19 protein-coding genes and 1 pseudogene are annotated in these 20,381 nt (G+C 61.2%); 1 reads left to right on the top strand and 19 read right to left on the bottom strand.

Translation table 11 applies throughout. The annotated features are described in order from the left end of the window. Position 1 precedes the first annotated feature (1 nt). Positions 2–2,344 (bottom strand): DNA 3'-5' helicase SftH, encoded by a 2,343-nt coding sequence (locus N5P29_RS16940; RefSeq protein ID WP_262275973.1) that lies wholly within the window; start codon positions 2,342–2,344, stop codon positions 2–4. A gap of 84 nt (positions 2,345–2,428) precedes the next feature. Further along, positions 2,429–3,124, bottom strand: coding sequence for a GNAT family N-acetyltransferase (locus tag N5P29_RS16935; RefSeq protein ID WP_262275972.1), 696 nt, complete (start codon positions 3,122–3,124; stop codon positions 2,429–2,431). A 354-nt stretch (positions 3,125–3,478) separates the two neighbouring features. Between N5P29_RS16935 and N5P29_RS21035 the strand changes: the two are divergent. Further along, a pseudogene (locus tag N5P29_RS21035) lies at positions 3,479–4,474 on the top strand (hypothetical protein); the annotation flags it as partial. 354 nt (positions 4,475–4,828) lie between these two features. Here N5P29_RS21035 and N5P29_RS16925 read toward each other — a convergent pair. The 17 genes from N5P29_RS16925 to N5P29_RS16845 form a co-directional block, all read right to left on the bottom strand. Further along, positions 4,829–7,696, bottom strand: a complete 2,868-nt coding sequence (locus tag N5P29_RS16925; RefSeq protein ID WP_262275971.1) for a right-handed parallel beta-helix repeat-containing protein — start codon at positions 7,694–7,696, stop codon at positions 4,829–4,831. A 9-nt stretch (positions 7,697–7,705) separates the two neighbouring features. After that, positions 7,706–8,065: a hypothetical protein gene (locus N5P29_RS16920; RefSeq protein WP_262275970.1), complete on the bottom strand. Its 360-nt coding sequence runs from the start codon at positions 8,063–8,065 to the stop codon at positions 7,706–7,708. Further along, positions 8,065–8,985 (bottom strand): tail fiber domain-containing protein, encoded by a 921-nt coding sequence (locus tag N5P29_RS16915; RefSeq protein WP_262275969.1) that lies wholly within the window; start codon positions 8,983–8,985, stop codon positions 8,065–8,067. The genes N5P29_RS16920 and N5P29_RS16915 overlap by 1 nt, the downstream gene beginning before the upstream one ends. Continuing rightward, positions 8,985–10,067 carry a hypothetical protein gene (locus N5P29_RS16910; RefSeq protein ID WP_262275968.1) on the bottom strand — a complete coding sequence of 361 codons (1,083 nt, stop codon included), beginning with the start codon at positions 10,065–10,067 and terminating at the stop codon, positions 8,985–8,987. Before N5P29_RS16910 ends, N5P29_RS16915 begins: the two co-directional genes overlap by 1 nt. 24 nt (positions 10,068–10,091) lie before the next feature. Beyond that, complete coding sequence (locus N5P29_RS16905; RefSeq protein ID WP_262275967.1) at positions 10,092–10,346, bottom strand: holin; 255 nt, start codon at positions 10,344–10,346, stop codon at positions 10,092–10,094. Further along, positions 10,343–11,197, bottom strand: a complete 855-nt coding sequence (locus N5P29_RS16900; RefSeq protein WP_262275966.1) for a M23 family metallopeptidase — start codon at positions 11,195–11,197, stop codon at positions 10,343–10,345. Before N5P29_RS16900 ends, N5P29_RS16905 begins: the two co-directional genes overlap by 4 nt. Next, positions 11,194–11,559, bottom strand: a complete 366-nt coding sequence (locus tag N5P29_RS16895) for a hypothetical protein (protein ID WP_262275965.1) — start codon at positions 11,557–11,559, stop codon at positions 11,194–11,196. The genes N5P29_RS16900 and N5P29_RS16895 overlap by 4 nt, the downstream gene beginning before the upstream one ends. Then, the gene (locus tag N5P29_RS16890; RefSeq protein WP_262275964.1) at positions 11,556–12,551 is read right to left on the bottom strand and encodes a hypothetical protein; all 996 of its coding nucleotides are present in this window, start codon (positions 12,549–12,551) and stop codon (positions 11,556–11,558) included. Before N5P29_RS16890 ends, N5P29_RS16895 begins: the two co-directional genes overlap by 4 nt. 8 nt (positions 12,552–12,559) lie before the next feature. Continuing rightward, positions 12,560–13,468, bottom strand: coding sequence for a phage distal tail protein (locus tag N5P29_RS16885; RefSeq protein WP_262275963.1), 909 nt, complete (start codon positions 13,466–13,468; stop codon positions 12,560–12,562). 9 nt (positions 13,469–13,477) lie between these two features. Further along, complete coding sequence (locus tag N5P29_RS16880; RefSeq protein WP_262275962.1) at positions 13,478–16,126, bottom strand: hypothetical protein; 2,649 nt, start codon at positions 16,124–16,126, stop codon at positions 13,478–13,480. Positions 16,127–16,333: 207 nt separating this feature from the next. Then, positions 16,334–16,774: a DUF7426 family protein gene (locus tag N5P29_RS16875; protein ID WP_262275961.1), complete on the bottom strand. Its 441-nt coding sequence runs from the start codon at positions 16,772–16,774 to the stop codon at positions 16,334–16,336. Positions 16,775–16,852: 78 nt separating this feature from the next. Further along, entirely contained in the window at positions 16,853–17,554 is a 702-nt protein-coding gene (locus N5P29_RS16870; RefSeq protein WP_262275960.1) for a phage tail tube protein, read from the bottom strand. Positions 17,555–17,563: 9 nt separating this feature from the next. Then, on the bottom strand, positions 17,564–18,013 hold the full coding sequence (locus tag N5P29_RS16865) for a minor capsid protein (protein ID WP_262275959.1): 450 nt from the start codon (positions 18,011–18,013) through the stop codon (positions 17,564–17,566). After that, a complete protein-coding gene (locus tag N5P29_RS16860; RefSeq protein ID WP_262275958.1) occupies positions 18,010–18,348 on the bottom strand; it encodes a minor capsid protein in 339 nt (112 codons plus the stop codon). Before N5P29_RS16860 ends, N5P29_RS16865 begins: the two co-directional genes overlap by 4 nt. Positions 18,349–18,356: 8 nt before the next feature. Beyond that, positions 18,357–18,674: a hypothetical protein gene (locus tag N5P29_RS16855; protein ID WP_262275957.1), complete on the bottom strand. Its 318-nt coding sequence runs from the start codon at positions 18,672–18,674 to the stop codon at positions 18,357–18,359. Beyond that, the gene (locus N5P29_RS16850) at positions 18,667–19,098 is read right to left on the bottom strand and encodes a hypothetical protein (protein ID WP_262275956.1); all 432 of its coding nucleotides are present in this window, start codon (positions 19,096–19,098) and stop codon (positions 18,667–18,669) included. Before N5P29_RS16850 ends, N5P29_RS16855 begins: the two co-directional genes overlap by 8 nt. Positions 19,099–19,162: 64 nt before the next feature. After that, positions 19,163–20,374, bottom strand: a complete 1,212-nt coding sequence (locus tag N5P29_RS16845) for an SU10 major capsid protein (RefSeq protein WP_262275955.1) — start codon at positions 20,372–20,374, stop codon at positions 19,163–19,165. Between the last annotated feature and the right edge of the window lie 7 nt (positions 20,375–20,381).

Below are 20,381 nucleotides of genomic sequence, written 5' to 3'. Positions count from 1 at the left end.
CTTAGACAGCATCCTTGAGCAGGACGCCAAGGAGGGTGATGGCGGCTGCCTTGTCCAGAGGATTGTTCTTGTTGCCGCATTTGGGCGACTGGACACAGGACGGGCAGCCGGCTTCACACTCACAGGCTTTGATGGCGTCCCGGGTGGCGGTCAACCAGGTTTTCGCTTTCTCGAAGCCCCGCTCCGCGAAGCCGGCGCCACCGGGATGTCCGTCGTAGACAAAAATCGTCGGAACGCCTGTATCAGCATGCAGGGCTGTGGAGACACCTCCGATGTCCCACCGGTCGCTTGATGCCACCAGTGGCAGGAGCCCGATGGCCGCGTGCTCTGCCGCATGGAGGGCTCCGGGAAACTCGGCCTCCACCAGGCCGGCTCCATGCAGTGATCTGTTGTCCACCACGAACCAGACGGCCTTGGTGAACAGATCACGGGCACCCAGATCCAAGGGCTCTTCGCCGAGGATCTCATTGGAAATCAACGCCTTGCGCTGAAAGGAAACAACTTGGGTAGTTACTTTGACATCGCCAAAGTGAACTGTGATGTCCCCCCATTGAACCGAACGCGTGGTCTCAAGAACCTCGATCTGGGTTACATCTCGCGCGGTGGTGTAGAAGTCGGGGTTCACCCGCCGCACCATGACGCAATGGTCGGTCTCGTTGAGGTCTTCCACCAGGTAGCTGTCGCCCTGATGGACATAAATCGCGCCGGTATGGGCTTGGTAGTGCGTTTGCGGAGAGTCCATCGTTCCCAGGAGGGATCCGGTCTCCGCGTCCACGATGCTGACGGGTCCGCCGCCGTCGGCCCGCAGGTTTACCATCCCTGCGGCACTTTCCGGGTGGGTCCAGAACCATCCGGCGGGCCGTTTGCGCAGGTACCCCTGGGTTACCAAGCGATCAAGCAAACCCTCGGCCGTTGGGCCGAACAGATCGAGTTCGGCCGGGCCGATGGGCAATTCGGCGGCCGCTGCACACAGGTGCGGTCCCAGGACGTACGGGTTGCCGGGATCGAAGACGGTGGCTTCCACGGACACGTCAAAGATGGCCTCCGGGTGGTTCACCAAGTAGGTGTCCAAAGGATCGTCGCTGGCCACAAAGGCGGCAATTGCATCCTGCCCGGCCCGTCCTGCCCGGCCAATCTGTTGGAACAGGGAAGCACGGGTACCGGGCCACCCTGCCACCAGCACAGCGTCCAGCCCGGAGATATCGATTCCGAGTTCCAGGGCAGAGGTACTCGACACTCCAAGCAGCTGGCCGGACCTGAGCGCCTGCTCCAGGGCACGCCGCTCTTCGGGCAGATAGCCGGATCTGTAGGCTGCCACCCGTCCAGGAAGGCTGGGATCAACTTCGTCCAGGAGTCTCTTGGTGATCGATGCGATGGACTCCGCCCCGCGCCGGGACTTGATGAAGGCGATGGTACGGATCCGCGAAGACACCAGGTTGGCCAGGATGTCGGCCGTTTCAGCGACTGCTGTCCGCCGTTGCTTGGCACCGTTCTCACCCTTGACATCGGTCAGCGCCGGCTCCCAGAACGCCACCGTAGTGGACGCGTGCGGGGAGCAGTCCTCCGACACTTCACGGACGGGCGCACCGATGAGGCGCCCAAAGGAAACCGCGGGATCGGATGCGGTGGCCGAGGCCGCGATGAACACCGGCTCGGGGAAGGAAGTTCCTGCCCCGTAGTAGGCGCAGATCCGGCGCAGCCGTCGCATGAGGTTTGCCACGTGCGATCCAAAGACCCCACGGTAACTGTGTGCTTCGTCGACGATCACGTAGCGCAACCTGCGGAAGAACCTTGCCCACCACGTGTGGTTCGGAAGGATCCCAAAGTGCAGCATGTCCGGATTCGCCAGGATGAAATTGGCATGGTCCCGGATCCACCGGCGGGAGGCGGGGTCGGTGTCGCCGTCGTATGTTTCAGCACGGACGGTGGGCAGCTTCAGCGCCCTGATCGCCGCGAGCTGGTCAGCAGCCAGCGCTTTGGTGGGGGACAGATAGAGAGTGACCGCGCCGTCGTCGTGGATTTTTCCGGGGTCGCTCAGGACCCGCAGCTCGGAACGATGGATCGCATCCAATGCCGGCAACTGATAGGCCAGGGATTTTCCGGAAGCTGTCCCGGTGGCAATGACAACGTGCTGGCCGTCATGGGCGATATCAGCGGCCTGGATCTGGTGCCGGTACGGTTCGTGGATGCCCAAGGTGCCGTAGCTGGCCACGACATCAGGGTGTACCCACGCCGGCCAGGGCTCGTTGACCGCTTTGCGCGCCGGGATGGTGTGGACATGGCGCAGTTGCTCAGGATCCGGGGTCCGGCCCAGCAAGGAGATCAACGAATGAGGTGCAGCCACCAAATCATTCTGTCACCCTGCAGGGACGCCCGACGGCGGCACCCCGGGGAACCGCCCTCGGCCAGTGCCGCAACGCGGCAAGCCTTACTTCCCGGAAAGGTCCGAACCTTCCGCTCCGCTGACCGACATCATGAGCACGTGGCACACAACGTCCCAGCCCAGGTGCGAATACAGCTTTTGGCCGTCAAGGGATGCAAGAAGGAGGCCGTTTTCGACGTCGTGCGAGAAAGCCTGGGCAGCCAGGGCCTTCATGATGAAGGTGCCCAGACCGCGACGCTGGAACCCGGGCTCGGTGACGATCTTGTCAAAGACAGCGGTCCCGTTCACCACGTAGACCCTGCCGCTGGCGGCCACTTGCTCGCCGGCGTGGACCACGGCGTGATGGACGCCATTGGATTCGGAGGTGGCAAGTTCGAGGTCGTCGTCGGGGAGCCATGGGTCCTCGGCGTCCTGGGTTTCCATGTCCACGATCATCATGGTCTGGGAAGCGGAGGTCACCGTCAGCCCGTGTTGGCCGGCGAGGTATTTGTACCGTTGGACGTCGTTGGTGAGGATGGTCAGGATCCGGCTGGAGGATTCTGCGGTCTTGCCGGCCAAGGCAGCGAACTCGTCGTCGGAGGGATCATGGGCGAAATACTCCCAGTCACCGGTTTTGTCGGCGCGAAAAGCGGCAGGGAAGCGGCCCTCCTGGCGTGACTCGTAGCCCCGGCAGCCGGACCAGCCGGCCACCCAGACTTCCAAGAGGTGCGCAATGTCTTCAACCAAGGCGTCTGGACTCATGTAGAGAGACTATGCCAGCGCTCCCTGAAGGAACAGAGCGATGTCAGCGGAAGAATCGTTGCTTATGGAATTGTGACGTGGGCTATCCATCACACCTGCGTTTTACTGCACCAAGTACCCTTTAACAGTGGCTTTGAACCGGAATGTGTTCATTAACCTCACATCCCAGTGATGGCGCGGGTTGTGGGTGCTGCAAAAGCACTTACGGGACGCTTACGGGACTAATTGAAACTAGCGCACGGGGATATCTTGGGCACCCACCAAACGACAAAGAGCCCCACCCTCTAATGAGGATGGGGCTCTGTTTCGAGGGGAAGGCGACTGGTCTTACGCCCCCTCTTATGGGCATCGAATATGATGCAGGGTATGTGGGGAGAAAAACTGAAACTGGGCGCACTCATGGCTGCCGGGCTGGCGTTCATTGCGTTGGCGACCCTCTATCATCAGGTTCTCCTGATTTTTCCGGCTGCCTTGTTCATCTACGCGATGACCAAATCGTGGTTCAGGCTGCTGTTCTTCGTGGTTGGCGCGTTTTTGGTGTTCCAGACTGGCGACGGTCTGACTCTCACCAAGCTGGGCTATCTCGGCGGCGCAGTGATAGCTGCCGCGGCTGCCACACACAGCATCGTCAAGAGCCCGGACAAGGAATGGATCGCTAGGGTCAAGCCGGCTCTAATCGGGGCTGGGCTGCTTGCAGGGTGGATAGCAATCCCAACGCTGATCCAATCCGTGATGATCAACGGCACGCCCCTTGAAATGTGGGCACGCGATGCATTGACTTACCTCCTGATCAGCGCAGGTGCCGTCATTGGGATTGACTCTTCACGCTCCGTCTCCCTGCCCTGGGCACGTCGCATCACAGTGGCTGTAGGTATTCTGGCGGCGTACGGATTCGCGTCTGTCTGGATCCAACGCCGAGGAATTGTAGAAGCAGTGGGAGATGCGCAGACTAGTGGCGCACTGTTGGGCTCCATGGTTGCGCTCACCTTGCCTCTGGCGCTATGCCTTACGCTGGGGCTTGCCCAGCGCCGCATCAGCTTGAAGTGGCTCATCATCGCCCCCGTGTTCCTTCTTGCCGTCCTGGTCACGGGTACGCGAACCGGCTTCGTTCTCACCGTTGTGTTGATTGGTGTGCTCGGCTTCGCTGCGAAGAGGCGCGTCACGTTCGGCAGGGCCATCGTGGGAGCACTTCTGGGCGTTGCTTCGTTGGCGGTGGCTCTCCCCGCGGCGGGGGCCGCTTTCTCGAACGAGTACTTCGTCCAGCAGCGCATCGACATGATGGTCCGGACTGTTCAGAACGGGTTCGGATCAGACGCGTCCGGTGTTATCCGCCAGAGGGCCACCAACTACTCCACCGACATCTTCCGGGAGAGCCCCCTCATGGGACAAGGCCTGGGCAAATACTTCCCCAACCCGAATCCTGGCGGCGTGGCGGAGAACTTCACTCTCGACACCTGGGCTGTCTACCCCGCCAAGTTCGGATTGTTCGGCACGACCGTAGTTGTTGTCTCTCTGATCCTCATTTGGCGCGGACTGACTCGCAAGGCCGGCGGTCCTTGGCTCCTTGAAAACACGGCAGTCCGGGGTGCGTCCTTGGCCATCGTCGCCCTCCTGCCTTTCGGAGCTCCAACCGAGGACAAGGGTTTTGCTGTGGTGGCTGCCCTAGCGGCCTTGCTTGTTTGCTCAGCCGCTAGGGCTACCCAGCTAGATCCCCGAGGCGTTCAGAACATTGCGGGCGATGTCCGCGTTACCAGCAGGGGACGGGTGAACGGTGTCGCCCATCATTCCCCTCGCGTTGGCAGTCGTGTAGCTGCCCCACCGGTCTTGGAGGTCGATCAGCGGTAGATCGTTGGTGTCCGCCAAGTCGTAAAGCGCCTTCGTGTATGCCGTGAAGTCGCCCGTCTGCACAGGGTTTGCCGCAATCAGGATCAGTGATGCGCCGTTTACCCTCAGGTTGGTGATGGCCGTTTGCATCTGCGTCTTGTAAGTAGCGGGGTCAACCACCGAGCCGCCACCACCGGTCATATCGTTGATTTCGCAGCACAAGAAGATGGCATCGGCGGTGAACTGAGAAGCAGCTCCACCGGCCACTGTCTGCGCCACGGAATCCCATGTGGCGTTGGCCAGCGAAGCGACCTTTGCGCCAGCGATACCTGCGTTGTAGATGCGGACACCTGTTGTAGTCTTGCGGATTTCCACGCCGAAGATTTCCACTGTCCCGCTCGTGCGGACAACGGAAATTGTGTGAGTGGTGTCCGCAAGACCAGTCGCAGTCAGCACCCCCATGCTTGATGCGCCGGTTGGCGTGACTGTGACCGGCGCACCGCCATCCACCGAGACGGTGAAAGGGCCGCCTGCATTGGAGTAGTAGACATGCGTCTGCGTTCCAGTCTCGACCGATGCGAAGGTGAGCGCGTTAGTGGTTGTGGAGTTCGCCACCTTGTTGCTGTTGCCGTTCGCGCCGCCCCAGCCAGATCCATACGTCCATCGGGGGTCAGACGCAGATGCCGCCCGGTATGCAGCGACGAATCCACTGCCCGCGGACGGGTAGCCAAGTCCCGGCAGCATATTGCGGAACAGGACTGGCCATGCTGTGGTGGCTGGCGTGTTCCCACCGTTAGTTCCAGCCACCGTACTGTCGCCAACGAATGCAATGTTACCAAGAGCGACACCAGCAGCAGCCTTTGCCAATGCCGTGCGGAGCCGGAAGACCTGCGCAGGCTTGAAGTTGTAAACGTTCAGCCGCTTATCGTAAGTCCCAAACTTTCCTGCCACCGTGTCCGTGTTGGCTCCGATGGTGACCCTGTTGTCAGCGTCTGTGGTGGAGTGAGGTAGGCCATTGATTATCACCGATTCGCCGGAGGCAATGGCGGCGCCTGACACGGTCCCGGTCAGGGTTGTAGCGCCGGCGAGCGCTGGTGAGGTGAGAACGAGTGTCCCGCCGCCACTGAAGGTCATAGACTGCCCTGTTGTAAGGTTCAAGCCGAGTGACTTGATCGCAAGGCTTTGGCCAGCCCCCACCGCTGCCGCCCCAGCAGATACGACGACCAGACGGCCCCCGATTTCCATTGGGTAGACGCAGTCAATGGCGGTGTTGCTGCTGATGGTCACCGGTTTAGAGGTGCCCTGGCCCTGCCCTACAAGCGTTGGGTGCACACACTCGACCATGACGTTACTGGCGATCGACCCCCCGCCTGGATTAACTACGGCGAGCCCGTAGTTGCAGTGCTGGACCGTGTTGCCGGTCACAGCCAAGCCCTTGCCGCCTGTAGAAACTGTGCCAGTCCGGCGATTCAATGCCGACTCAAAGCCTCGAATCGTATTTCCCAGCACGGCTATGCCATAGCCGTCCCACAGTTCCAGCCCATAGCCCCCGTTGCCACCACCAAAGACCCCCGCAGTTACAGACCCGGCTCCCTGGATCGTGTTTTTTGCAACGATGCCACCTGTGTTGGCGGAAAGGTAGACCCCGTGACATCCGCCAGCCTGGATCTGGTTCGCGATCACGTCCACCCTGAACGGGTCGATCATTGTCCTGCCACCAGGAGTGAGGCCTGTGCCCCCCGCTACGGATTGAATGACCGGAATGAAGTTGGTGTTTGTGGTTGCGTCAAAGTCATTGTTCACGATCTTGACGTAGCGGGCGCCTGAAATGATCCGAATGTAGGCAGCGAAGAGCAAGCCGCATCGCTTGAAGCTGTTCCCGTCAACAAGGACGTCAGTCGAGTAGTCCTCGATGTGAACTGCTTCGTTGTTGTAGCCGTCGAAGGTGTTGTTGATCAGTTTGGCGCCGGTGACGTGAGCCAGCCCAACTCCAAACCCTGCACCCACGGACGTAGCTTGGTTGTTCTTGAAGGTGCTGTCTTTGACGATGATGTTGTAGTTGTCAGAGGCAGGAGCGTTAAACTCAAGGTCTGTTGCGAAGTTGCTATCGAAGGTGCACCGGTAGAATTGCAGTTCCCGAGCGATTCCGGTGGACGCGTTGGTTTGGAACAGCACGTACGAGCATTTGGTGAAGGTCGAATCGCGGACGTTCAGGCCCGTGAAGGTGCCGCCATTCTGCACCCCAAGCTGCATGACGTGGCAGTAGTTGGTTGGGAAGATGTCGCGGTTTCCGTTGACCTTGAAGTCTCGAAGCTTTATGGCGGCAAAGTTCTGAATAGGGAACAAGACAGTAGGGAAGTCTGAACCGCGCTCAATCGTGAGGCCAGAGATCGTTACGTCATCTCCAGTATTTCGTGCGAACTCCCGATAGACGCCCGCTGACGAAGTGTCAAAGAGGATCTTGGTTGAACCGGACGAAAAGCCCTCAAGCAGTGTCCCCCCTGGCAGGGAAAGTGCCCCCGTGGCTTTGTAGTAGTAGGTTCCTGCCGGGAAGAAGATTCGCTTGCCCCCGGCAGCAGCGACTGCCGCCCGAATCGCGGGGCCGTCATCGGTAATGCCGTCACCTTTGGCCCCAAAGCGAGGATCAGTGACGTTGACGCCTTGGGCATAGGTGGCGTTCAGTGCCCCTTCGGAAAGGCGGGCGGGGAGTCCTGCATCGGGGACGTTGGGCATGTCCATGATTCCCATGGGCTACTCCTAAGTGATCGTGATGGCCGGGCGGGTGGTGATGCGCCCGGCGTCGTTGCGGGTGACCATGGGCTGCGTGAAGGTCTTGACCGGGACGCCGGTCTTGGTGATGGTGTAGGAGTCGATCAGCATGGGCCATTCATCCGAGGCGGTCCCTGCATAGACCCCCGTAGACCCGTCAGGCCAGACCACGCTGGCTGACACAGGAGCCCCGTCAGCATTGCTTGTCACCGACCCGCTGAACAACGACTCCGGGGTCCGGGCGAGCTGCACCAAGGCAGCCTCCAGGTCGTCCTCCAGTGAGTTCAACCTTTCAGCGCTTAGCGGGGTGTTCCCGATGACGCCGTTATTCCAGTTCCGTCGAGCCATCAAACGTCCCATCCGTGTGCCCGCGCAGCGGCGGTAAGTTTGTCGTTCTGTTCTTGCAAGGCCTGCACAACAGGCAGGAGCGCCACGCCCAACAGGTCGTACCGGACGCCGTCAATGACGCCGTTATAGTGGGTGACGATTTCGGGGAGGGTCTGTGCGACTTCCTCAGCGATAAGTCCGAACTCGTTCTTGGCACCCTCGAACCGTTGCGCTGGGCCGATGAGACGGTTGCCTTGCGCGTCTGTGGGGTACCGGTATGTGGGCTTGCGGTCGTACCGGACAGGGCGGAGAGCCAAGACCCCGGCAGGGTCCACAATGTGGGAGACAATGTTTTCCTTGTACCGCTCCGACGAGACGTTCCGACCGAAGTGGAACCCACCATCGTTCCCTACCCAGAGTGCATAGAAACTGGACCCGGCAACGTTATTCGTCCACCCATACTCCGACCCGTCAGCCTGCGCAGCGTGCGTCGCCTCCGTAGCGTTCACAGCGTTCGTCGCATTAGCCACCGGGCTCGTAACCAACGGCGCGAAATCAGTCGGCTTACCAGACACCCCAGCCCACGTCGTGGTCTGGTTCCCCAACCGAACCCACGTCGAACCAACCAGCACCTCGACCCCGTACTCGGTCGGCGCCGTTTCGATCAGCGACCCGAACCGGGCAACAGGCGTAGAACCCGTAGCGTCATACGCAACGAACGTACCCGTAGTGGGATCCACAGACACACCAACAGTCCCGTCAGGGCGTTTGAACTGCATAAGCCCGTTCACCAACACCCCATCAGGGATGACATTGATGCCAGCCGTGGCGAGGATGTTCGCCGGCCCGTACTCACGCAGCATCCGCTCAAAGTCCGCGAGCTTACGGATGATCCAGTCGTCACCGCCGAACTGGGAACCTAGCTGTCCAGGCTGTGGCATCAGATACCCCCAATGGAAGTCACGTCAATAAGCGGTTGGATGATGTCGGCGTCCATCCGCCACCCGACACAGCGCCCCACACCATAGATGCCGTCAGGCCATGCGGGAGAAACAAGGTCAAAGCCGATGTCGTCACCGATCGACCAGTCACGCCCAAGCTTCGGCGCCTCAGCCCGGTTCGCGGTGAGCTCCAAACCAAGCCCGCCGTCTTTCATCGCCGCGAGGGCACGGTCAGCGTGCGCGTCAAGAGTGGACGTGTCCGTGATCGAGGTGGACGGCGACCACCGGTACTCAAACGAGGGGCGCAGGTCTGTCGTGTTGGACTTCTGCGACGACTGAGGGCGGGCATCATCCACCCCCGATGACACGGCGATGACACGGTTCGCGCCAAGCTGCGACGTGTACGACTCTTTCACCTTCGCGGACGACGCCGGCCCAGGCAGGTAGAACCGCGCCGCTGGTTGCAGCCCGACCGGCGCCGGCACACCGATGCGGTTACCCACGTAGAACACGGGGGTGATGAGGTTGTTGACGTTCTCCCAACCAACAGTCCATTCGGGTCCGCCGATGACACCGGCGAGGTCGCCGAGGACCGAGTACACGGTCTTGTCCTCAACGGCCTTGTAGGACCGGTCGCGGGGGGTGCCGTTGCTGCCCACGATCTGCACGCGCATAGCGATACCCGCCATGGCCGCGGTCTTGACGTAGGAGTCGATGAGGTCTTTCGCGATAAGGTTTTGCGCTGTCCCGGTGTAGGTTTTGTCGCCGACGTAACGCCGGTCGAAGTACGCTTCCGGGGTTGCGAGGACGATCTGCACCAGCCCCTCGTGGTCGGTTTCCCGGTCGATGACCATGCCACCCCACAGCGGGGAGAGCCCGTCATCGTCAAGGCAAACAATCCATACCGCGCCGGGGCGGGTAGCTTGCCGCCAGTTCGGCGGGGCTGACAGTGCGGGGAAGGACGCGGCCTGCGTTTCGTAGCGCATCATCGTGCACCCGAACGTTCCACGCACGTCAAGTTCGGGGAGGTCCGCGATCATTTGGCCGTTGTTGACGTTCACGGCAACCCAAGACAAAGTCACGCGGACCCCTCCCGATTCAGTTGTTTACGCTTCGTGCTTGCCCTTGGACGTGGGCGTTGTTTCCGCGTTCGTCGCGGACGGGTTACCGTCACGCGCGCCGGAAACAATGGACGTGAGGACCGAAGCAAGCGCCGCGGTCGCAGCGACCGACAGCATTTCGTTCCATGGCAGGCTGGTGATACCGATGGCGCCCGTGGTCATGAACCCGAGCAACACCTGAGCGAACGTCTTGAATGCACGCTCACCGGCAGCAAGCCAAAAGGTAGTGGTCAACATCATTTGCCACCTTGGAGACGCTTGCCCAGTTCGTCAGCGACCTGCGCCGCAAGGTCAGCCGGGATCGACTCAGCGATAGAAGCCGCCAAAGCGGCAGGGTCAACAGTCACGGCTGGTGCCTCAGCAACCTTGCCGAGAATGTCCGACAAGGACTTCCCTCCTGGCATGGAAGCGCCACCAGCAAAGATGGCATCCCAAATCGAACCAAGCATGTTGTTCAGAGACTTGTTCTTATGGGTGGACTGGCCTCCCTTGAAAATTGCATCACTCACCGCCGTCAGCACGGCCCGGTCATTGTCTGTAAACATGTCGTCTTCTTCCGTGGGTGTTGGAATGGTGGTTACTTCGCCAGCCGGCCCCATGGCAGCATTGGCGGAAATGAAAGCAGCCGGGTTTACGCGCCCGTACATGCCGTTGTTGAAGTCCCACCCGTCAGGCAGAACCTCGAAGTGCAGGTGAGGGCCAGTCGAGCCGCCCGTGTTACCGGACAGGCCGATAACTTCGCCCTCAGTAACAAAGTCGCCCTTGTTTACCGATGTGGATGACATGTGCCCGTAGATGCCGATGAATGAGCCGTGGTCAATGACAACGCAAATGCCAGCGAAGGCGGGGGCGATCCACCACGGGTTATCGGCATACGTGCCGCCCATCCAACCCTCATGCAACACGGTCCCGGAACCAGCCGCCGCGACGGGCGTGCCAATAGGGACGGAGAAGTCAACGCCTGTGTGACCGTTCGGCTGGTAGTTGCCGAACTGCTGGATGATCCAGTAGTCAGGGCTGCCCGGACGGATGCCGTTTGTAGGGTTAGAACCAAACGCCTGGGAAACAGGCGCGTCAACGGGCCATCTCATGGGGTACCTCCGGGAGGGTTGACGTTGATGGTTGTGGTGGGCGTGGGCGGGCACTGCGCAAGGTGGTCCTCAAGCTGCTTGTGCTGCTTGTCAACCGCATCCCTCAAAGACTTCCCACTGTTCGGGAACAGCTCATGCCGGATGGTTTCTAGGAGCTCGTCCTGCCGGTCCATGCGCTCGAACAATCCGGGGATTTCCTTCTGCCCGGATTTCTTGTCCTCGGGGACTCCAATGAATCGGTCAATGAACCGTCCGCACTTGCGCAGGAACGGCCCAACCTTCCACAGAAAAAGCCCAACGATCAGGAGCGCTACCAGCCAAGGGGCAACGGGGATCAGGTCAGTTATCCACTGGGGGATCATGGCTGAGACCTCCACACCACGTTGAACTCCACAAAGAACGAGTTGCTGGTTGAAGTGCCGGAACTGTTCACAGAGAACTGAATGTCACCATTCGCCTCGATGTACCCGAGGGGCTGGGAGTCATGCGCTGAGTCCACAGCCACGCCGGCGCCGATACGGGCAACAGGCGCGATAGCCGCAGGAACGGCCCCAACTTTGTACTTCACAAAGGGAACTGTGGTCACGCTGGTGTTGGCGTTCTTGAAAATCGCCGTCAACATCACCATGCCATCAGGAGACTCAAACCATCGGGCCGAGTCATACCCTGCACCGAAGCTTGAATAGTCGCCAAAGTTAGCGATCGTGCCTGTGCCACCAACCCAGCGGGTGCCGTTGTACACAGCATCAAAGCCGAGGTCCATGCGGCGGATACGCATACCCTTATACGGGGTCAACCCGTCCTGCTCCGCCTGATCAGCGATCGGCTGGATACCACCAGCAGCAACAAACACTGCCGGGTTCTTCACCACCGTAGGAGAACCACCACCCACCTGCGGAACCGTGATCGTCCCAACAAGGAACGACCGCGGCGGCAACGTCGGTGCGACAGGGGTAGCAGACGGCGTCCCCGCGAGGTACAGGACAGGGGCCGTGAGCGCTCCTGAACCGTCACCGCTGGACGAGTCATTCACCTGGATGTAGACGATGTCTTTGCGGGCGTACGTCGCATCAGCGGCAGCAATCGCCCCGGTGCTGTTCGCGTCCGAGGACCACCGGTAAGAACCCTGCGCCGTCGCGGCGCCGGGGGTGATGATCGCCGCGCCAGGGGTCAGCGTCCACGTGGTTGACGTGACAGACAGGATGTTCCCAGCGCCGGGTCGGAACCCTGACCGGGCGCCCAACGCCAGACCAGAACCGCCACCATACAAGGCCGCGTCCGCTTGTCGTTCGTTCGAAGCCGAGTATGTGGGGAGTCCGCCGCTGGCGTCCATCGGCTGGCAAGTAATAGTCATCTAAGCTCCTAGGACCACGCTGGTTTGGTGGTCACGGTCAGTTGCGCCGTTGCGCTGTAATTCGCAGCGCTGAAAGCAATGTCATTCACGCCAGGGTCAAGGCTGAACCAGCCGCGGGAAGTCACGTATCCGGCGCGGGCGGCTTGCCCTTGTGCCAGGACTTCGCGGCGGTCCATGTCCACGGTGATGAACTCGCCCGAGGTCAGCGCGAGGGACGTGGCAAACGTGAGCGTCTGCCTCTTACCCACGTGCGTGACCGTCCACCCACCCGCGGGGACAGGCCCGTCAACACGGAGCCACACCGGGGCTTGGGTGTTGCCGGTATTGGTTAGCCGGACGACGCCGGTTTCGGTGGACCCCGTGTAAGTGATCGGGTAAGTAGCCGGGTAGGTTCGCCCGCCCGACGATGACGGCAAAGGCGTCGAAACGGTGATCAGGTCGCCGAACTTCCGGGGATCCTTCGCGACAACCTGGATGCTGAACCGTGCCTGCCGGTTATTGAACCGGCTCACAAGAACCTCACCCTGCCGTTGCGCGAGGACGTGACGGACATACCCAGTCTCGGAAACGATCATCGTGAACTGTTCCAACGTCACGGACGCGTTCAACAAGTCAAGCGCCGCCGACAGGAGCTCCGGGGCTTCGGTCAGGATGAGCCCTTCGATGACCATGACCCGGTCCCGGTAGAACGCCTCGGAAGCTGTGGAGCCGTGGCCCCGCGCCCGCTGCGTGAATACCGCACTGGACGCGGGGCTACCCCAACCATCGAACTTCTGAACAACCCACCGGGTGCCGTTGTCATCGGTCGCGTTGAGCAGCAAGTCGCCGATAGCGATCGGGGACAGGCTGAACTCACGTTCCGTGGTCCCTGGGTACAGGAGCCGGGACGGGTACGTTATTGGGCTTGGGTAAGGCACCCGTCCTCCTTAGACAGCACGTGCGGCGAGGACACGCGAGGTTTCGTATGCCGTTGCGGTGGGGTTCCCGGACGTGTCGTAAATGTTGATGGTGGTTCCGCCCTCGGGCAGCTTCCCTGTCTCGTTCGCGTGCAGGAGCTTCCCAGCACCGATCGAATCCACAGACGATTTCTTGATCACGATTTCGCCGGGGGTCAGCATCGCCGGCACCGTGTCAGTGCCAACAGGTTTGAACTGCGGGAACCCGCCAGTAGCGAGGTAGTTCACCATGCCGCCACCGGCCCGGTAGATCATCCCGCCATTGGCTCGGTACGCGTTTCCCGTTGCGTACTGGTTCGCGGTGTTCATCGCGTTGGCCGTGGCAGTGTCCCCGCCATCTCGGACTTGCTGGATGTGTTCCACCGAGTAGATGTGCACCGTTTTGCCAGTCAATGAGTTGATGGCATTCTGGAAGCCTTGCAGTTTCAGCTCTGCTTCGGCTTTGTCAACATCCACTTTCGTCGGGGGGACGCTCGCCGGGATCTTCAAGATTGAATCGATGTAACGAGTGACGGCGTCGCGGTTCTGCCCGTTCGCCACGGCGTTATCGATGATTACTTGCCGCTGATCGATAAGTTTCTTACGGGCGTCCTCAGCGGAGCCTGTCATTGTCCCGTAAGCCTCGGCAGACTGCTGCGCGGAAGTCACAAGGTTCAGCAAGCTGCCGCGGTTCGTTACCGCTGCCTCACTGTTACCCTCAATCGCCCCGCCGTTTGTCTTGATTGCTTGCGTGGAGTTGATAAGTTGCCGCTCGAATGAGTTCTGAGCCTGCTCGAACGAGATGGACTTACCGGCCAGCAAATCCAACTGCATTTTAAGCAGCCCACCGGCGTCGTTCTGCATTTGCATCTGCAACGTCGTCAGCGCAAGCTGATCCTCAGTCTTCTTTTCGGCATCCTGGGCGCCCGTCAGAGCCGTAACGTTTGTCCCGTACATTCCCGCAAGGACTGACAGCTTCCCAGACTGTGCATCAGCCGTCTCCCCCGTGCGGCCCATGGCTTCGTTGAACCGCTTTTCGTAATTAACGGCTTCGTTCAGTGCACTGTTCTGGTTGCCAAGTTCGTCACGGACGGTTTTGATGGAAGCTTGGAGCGCGGCGTTTCGCTTCATCTGGTCAACGTTGATGCCACCCATTTCCAACTGGGTGCGCTTGCTGTCCTTGCTGACAGCTTCCAGACGGTCGAGTTCACCATTGACAAGCTTCTGCGCGTTCGCGTTACCCATCGCCGCTTCGGTGAGCAGGCCAAGGGACAGCCCCAACTTCTGCCCAGCTTCAGCGGCTTTGGACTTGGCGATTTCCTCAGCGGTGTGGGCGCGGACGTTCTCCGCGATGATGCCGTTGTCCCGCTGCAACGCAGCCGTGTAACCCATGGTCGCTGCGGTGGCGTCCTTCGTGGAAGCAGTAGACCCGACCATCACACCGATCAGGGCACCAACGCCGGCGACCACAAGGCCGATGGGGCCGAGTGAGGTATTCAGCATGATCCCGAAGGACTGGATGATGGGGATGAGCGCGGACCATGTCGCGAACGCGGCGTATGCGCCCAGCGCACCGGACACCAGCAAGGTGAGCACGTCCGTGGGGATCCCCGCAAGGATGTCACCGATGACCTTGAGGGTTGTCATACCCAGCCCGCCAAGAGGCGCGAGGGCAGCGAGCAGGTTACTCACGCCTCGGACCAATGATTCGATGGTCGCCATGACCTGGGGCATGACAGCGAGGGCGTAGTCCCCAAAAGCGCGGAGCCCGTTGCTCTGCCCGATGGTCGAGAACCGTTGGGACAGTTCCCCGAGGTAGCCGGCGAATCCGCGCATGACCGGGTCGAGGGTGGTGAACATGCCCAGCAGCCCGCTTAGCCCGTTGGCTGCGACGTTGCCGGTAACGCGGGAGAAGTCGCCCATCTGCCGGTTCAGGGACGGCATGTAAATGTTCAGGGTGTTCGCGGAGCGGTTGAACCCGTCAAGGGTTCCTGTGGCGCTGGTCGCTGCGAGGGCGTTGAACTGGTCTTTGATCTGCTTGACGCCCGTGGCGTACCGGTCGCCTACTGGTCCGCCCTGTTCCATGGCATTCTTCACACCAACTATGGCGAGGACACCAGCGACGCCCAAAGCGCCGAGGGCCGCGGCACCAGCGGCGGCGGCGCCAGCGATAGGCACGGCTGCCGGGGCTAGCAGCGCAAGGGCGGAATACAGGAGGTGGATGGACCCGCCAGCCTGCTTCGCGGTGTTGTCTACCTTGCGGTTCGAGTCAGCGTTCTTTTCTTTGGCGCCCGTGTCGCTTTTCGTGGCTTCGGTGGAACGCTGCGTCCACTCAGTGAAGTCCATCTTCGGTTTGATGGACTCCTTCTCAGCCAACGCCTGCCCGATAATGACAGCACGCGCCTGCTCCCGCATACGGGCCAGAGCCGCAGACGACGCGGTGATCTTCCGCTCAGCCACCTCAACAGCGCCGAGCTCCGCAACAGCCTGCTGGGTGCCTGTAGTCTCGACACGGACCCGAGGGTTAGCCCGCCCAAGGGATCGGGCTTTCGTTTCGGCTTGCGCGAGTTCCCGGTTCCAGTCAGACGAATCGATCTTGAGCTTGCCAACAATCGTGCCGACATTCGTGGACTCAGACACCGGGCGCCTCTTCCTGGGTGGGTTGTTGGTAGACGCGACAAATCAGGGTCGTGTCATCGGTTAGTAGCCCGGACAGTCGCCGCACGAACCAGCCCCAAGACCGGGACGACATGACCTCGTGAAGGTCAATGCCGAGATACCGGTTGAAGGAGTAATCAACCAGATCCCACTTATCGAGGACCGCGTCCCATGTGGGGGCGTTGGTGTCTACTTCTTCCGGGATTTCGTAGTATTCGTAGGCGCCAGTGAGGGGGTCTTTGATGCCTCTGCCGTAGCTTTCGAGGTCAAAGCCTCGGCTACTTCCACCGCTGCCTGTAGCGCTTTTGGGTCGATGCCCTGCTCCCAGATGAGTTCCGCGGCGGGGCGACCGGATTGCCAGTCGGCGAGGGCGACGAACGCGGCGCGGGCGATGACTTCGGGGCTGACCGCGTCGGCGGTCATCTCATCGAACGCGTCGCCGAGCAAGAACGCGTAGAACTCCGGGTCAGTCATGGACACGTCAGTGTCGGGGTTCATGACCTTGTGAAGGTGGATGCCCTGCTCAATGGTCAGGGTCGGGAGTGTGTACCGTTTGCCCTTGACCGGGAGGACGATGGGGCCAACGATGTCAGTGAAGTCGCGGAAAGACAAAGGGGTGCTCCTGCTCATGAAAGGTTTGGGGGTGCTCATGGGTGCGGCCCCACCCGGTTGATATGCACAGGTGGGGCCGCGATCAAAGGGCGGCTACTAGCTGCCGCGGGTGTATGGCAGGGCGGCGGACGTGCCGGTGCCGTTGGTGACGGTGATGTTCGCCGCGCCGGCAGTACCAGCGGGGACGGTCGCGACAATGACCGCGTCGGACACGATGCTGTAGTTGGTCGCGTTGGTCGCACCGAACTTCACACCGGTCGCGCCAGTGACGCCCGTGAAGTACGCGCCCGTGATCGTCACAAGAGCGTTCTGCGCAGCACCGGACGGGGAAGCGGACACAAGCTGCGGCACAGGCGTGGTCACCGCAACATCAGCGACAGCCGCGAGTGCACCGTCACCCTTGAACTCGACAGTGACCTCATCAAGGTCAGCGACGCCGGTCTTGGAACGGTTATAGGACACGATCGCGCGGCCCTGCTGCGCTTCCTTGCCCGTGTCACGCAAGTACCAGCGCACGTAGAGGCGCTGAGCGTCACCGAACACAAGCTGCGTGGCCTTGCACAGGGCGAGGCCCGCGTCGAGGACGCCAGCGGTACGACGAACGAGGGCTTTGACCGTGGCAGTCCAAGACTTCATGGTCGTCTCGGAAATAGACCAGCCATCCGTGTCATACGCGGAAGCGTCCTGGTCGTTATTCGCGACGTTCGGGTTGAAGTCATTGACGCCGTTGATCTGCACCCATGTGATGCCGTCAGTGGATACGTCTACCCGGTATTTCCGGGCGAGGTCGTTGGACAATTGGTGCTCCTATGGGGCTGGTCGGTTCGTGGTGGGTGGCAGGTCAACGTCGGCGTAGAAGTTGATGGACACTTCCCACCGTTTGGAGTCGTCTTTGCCGTTCGGGATGGTGCTTTGGTGCAGGATTTGGTTTGCGTGGCAGGTGCCGTAGGTGCGGTGTTCCTGCCCGTGGAGCAGGTTGTAAACCTGGTCGCGGATCCCGTCAGGGTCGAGGGGCTGGCCGGGGTTCCCCCGGACCCTGACTTGCAGGGCGATGAGGGACACGGGAACGTGTGGGTTGTCATCCGCGCCGGGGGAGTAGGTGTTGAGGACGATTGCCCGGTTAGGGGCGGTGGGCATGTCCTTGAACACAACCCCGGTTTCCCCCGCAAGGTACGGGGTGTCAGGCCGGTACGTGCCTATGCCCGCGTCGTGCAACTGTTGTGCGACGCCGGTGAGGAAGTCGGTTGTGAAGCTCACAGGGCTTTCCTCACTTCATGGGCGATGATGTCCATGACGACGGGTTTCTCTGTGTGCATGGGCTGTTCGAGGTACTTGGCTTGGCCCTTTTCGTGCCGCCACGTGAGTTCTTCGTGTTGCCGGCGCGCATATGGGCCAGCAAACGTCACCGTGGCTTCGTCGCCGTCAACTGTTACAGTCGCGGAGCCCGCAAGGTCACCGGACTCATATGGGGTCAATGCGACAGCGACGCCTCGGATGTGTTCCATGCCCTTAGCTGCGCCTAGTGGGGCGGCGACCTTTGCGGCTTCGGCGACCTTGTCCAAGTTCAAGTTGAATGACCAGTCGATCGACACGCGGCCCCCTAGGTCAGATCGATTTCGAGGTGGTCCGGGAGGTCAAGCGCCCCCGAGGTGTAGTTCGCGACACCGATCACGAACGCTGTGCGCCCGTCGATAGTGACCTTCGAATCAGGGGTAAACTTGGGCAGGTGCGCGTTGTCGCAGGCGAACATGGAGGATGAGACGACCTCTTGCCCGTTCTTGTCCCTGACGATGCGGCGCTTGTCTTCCAACCACCCAGGAACGGTCGCGGGATCCGCGAACACGTCACCCATCGCGCCCGTACCGGTGAGGGTCTGGACGGTGAGGGTATGCACGTAGAAGTCGTCAAGGTCACCCACGTTGCACCCCTGAGGGTGTGACGCCTGCTTGGTGGAGGACCATGAACGCCTCAGCGCAGAGAGTGGCAGCGGCGGCACGCTTAGCTTGGAAAGCGGTTACCGAGCCGGATACCGCCGTGTCATACTCCACCGAACCCGACCCCAGCCGCTTACCCCTGACAGGGGCAGCCGTGCTGATACCACCACCTGTCGGGTCAACGCCCGCAGTCACCCAGTAGGCGACCTGCGCGCACGTGGCGTCCTTGAACGCCTGCAACACCTTCGCCTCGGACGGCAACCCGGCATCGTCCACGCCGTAAACTGACGCGACCGTAGCGGACGTGATCAGCATCGACGCGGAGCGTAGCAACTGGGTGGCGTTCGCCGGGGGAGGCCCACCAGTCCAGGTCGTCAGGTCGCTCGTGGCTGCGTAGACCAGAACCATGTGTGCCGCCTTTCCAACGGGTAGAGGGGCAGCAACCATGAGTTACTGCCCCTCCAAGTGGGTGCTAGACCTTGAGGCCCTTGAGCAGGCCGTGGGACCGCTCGGAGCCGTATTCGAGGCCGATTTCGCCGTAGATCTGCACATCATCAGATGCGCCGGTCTTAGCGAGTGCTTCCTCGAAGAACACGCCCTTGCCGGGGGTGTTCAGGAACACCGGGCGGAGCTGGCCCATGGTCACAGCCGCGATGGCGTCCTGCGGCATGTTGCGTTCCAGCATCAGACCGAAGTCACCGAAGTCGGTGACGATCCGGTCAACCGCGACACCAGCGATACGCTCGCCGGCGTTGATCAGGCCGTGAGCCTGACCGTAAGCGGAAGCGTAGGCCTTCGTGATGGCGAGCTTCTGGGAAGAGTTCACCAGCAGGACCGGCATGCCGTTGAGGCCACCGTTGTCGTAGATGCCCTGCACGAACGTGTTGACATCATCCACAGCCAGGGCCGTGGTGGACGGGCGGTGGAGGGCGATGTTGGAAGCGGTGCCGAGGGTGATCGGGGTACCGCCAGCGGTCAGGGCGACCTTGAACGAAACGGTGGTGGAGACGTTCACCACAAAGTAGACGCGGCCCGCGACGATGCCCGTGGCGACGTCGGTGTTATCGAACACGACCTTGTCACCGTTGGACAGTGCGTGGGTCACGGTGATGGTGTCCGTAGCGGACGTGGCGCCCGTGTAGGACACACCGGACTTGTCCGTCTTGTTCGTCACGATCGCCTCAAGGATGCCGCGGGTCTGACGCGGGGTGGCGTTCGTGGTCGGGTTGGAGTACTTGCCGTTGATGAACGACCAGTTCACATCCAGGGCGATGGACTTGATGGCCTGCTGAACCTGCCAGTCAAGTTCGTTGCTGATCGGGTTGGACCCGTCAACGCCTCGGTAGGGTGCGGAGCTCGGGGTGGAGACCTGACCGGACGTGGCCTGCTTCGTGTACGAAACAGAGACCTTTTCCTGGTGGATCTGCGCGACGTTGCGGACGTTCGAGCGGACGCGGCCCTCAGCGCCGGGTGCGGTGGCACCTTCAACGCGGACGCGGGTCTGCTGGTTCGGGTCGCGCAGGTCGTATGTCTGCCATTCGAACTCAACGGACGAGGTCTGACCGCCGCCCGTCAGGCCACCGATGGCGGACAGGAACGGGGTTTCGTCGGGGGTCAGGGCGAACAGTTCGCCGTGGTAGTTGGGGAGGTTGAATGTGGTACCGATACCGGTGATGCCGGACATGCGGGCT

The organism is Paenarthrobacter sp. JL.01a (assembly GCF_025452095.1).
Lineage (GTDB): Bacteria > Actinomycetota > Actinomycetes > Actinomycetales > Micrococcaceae > Arthrobacter.
Note: the sequence above shows the minus strand (reverse complement) of the source record. Positions and strands in the feature narration are given on the sequence as shown.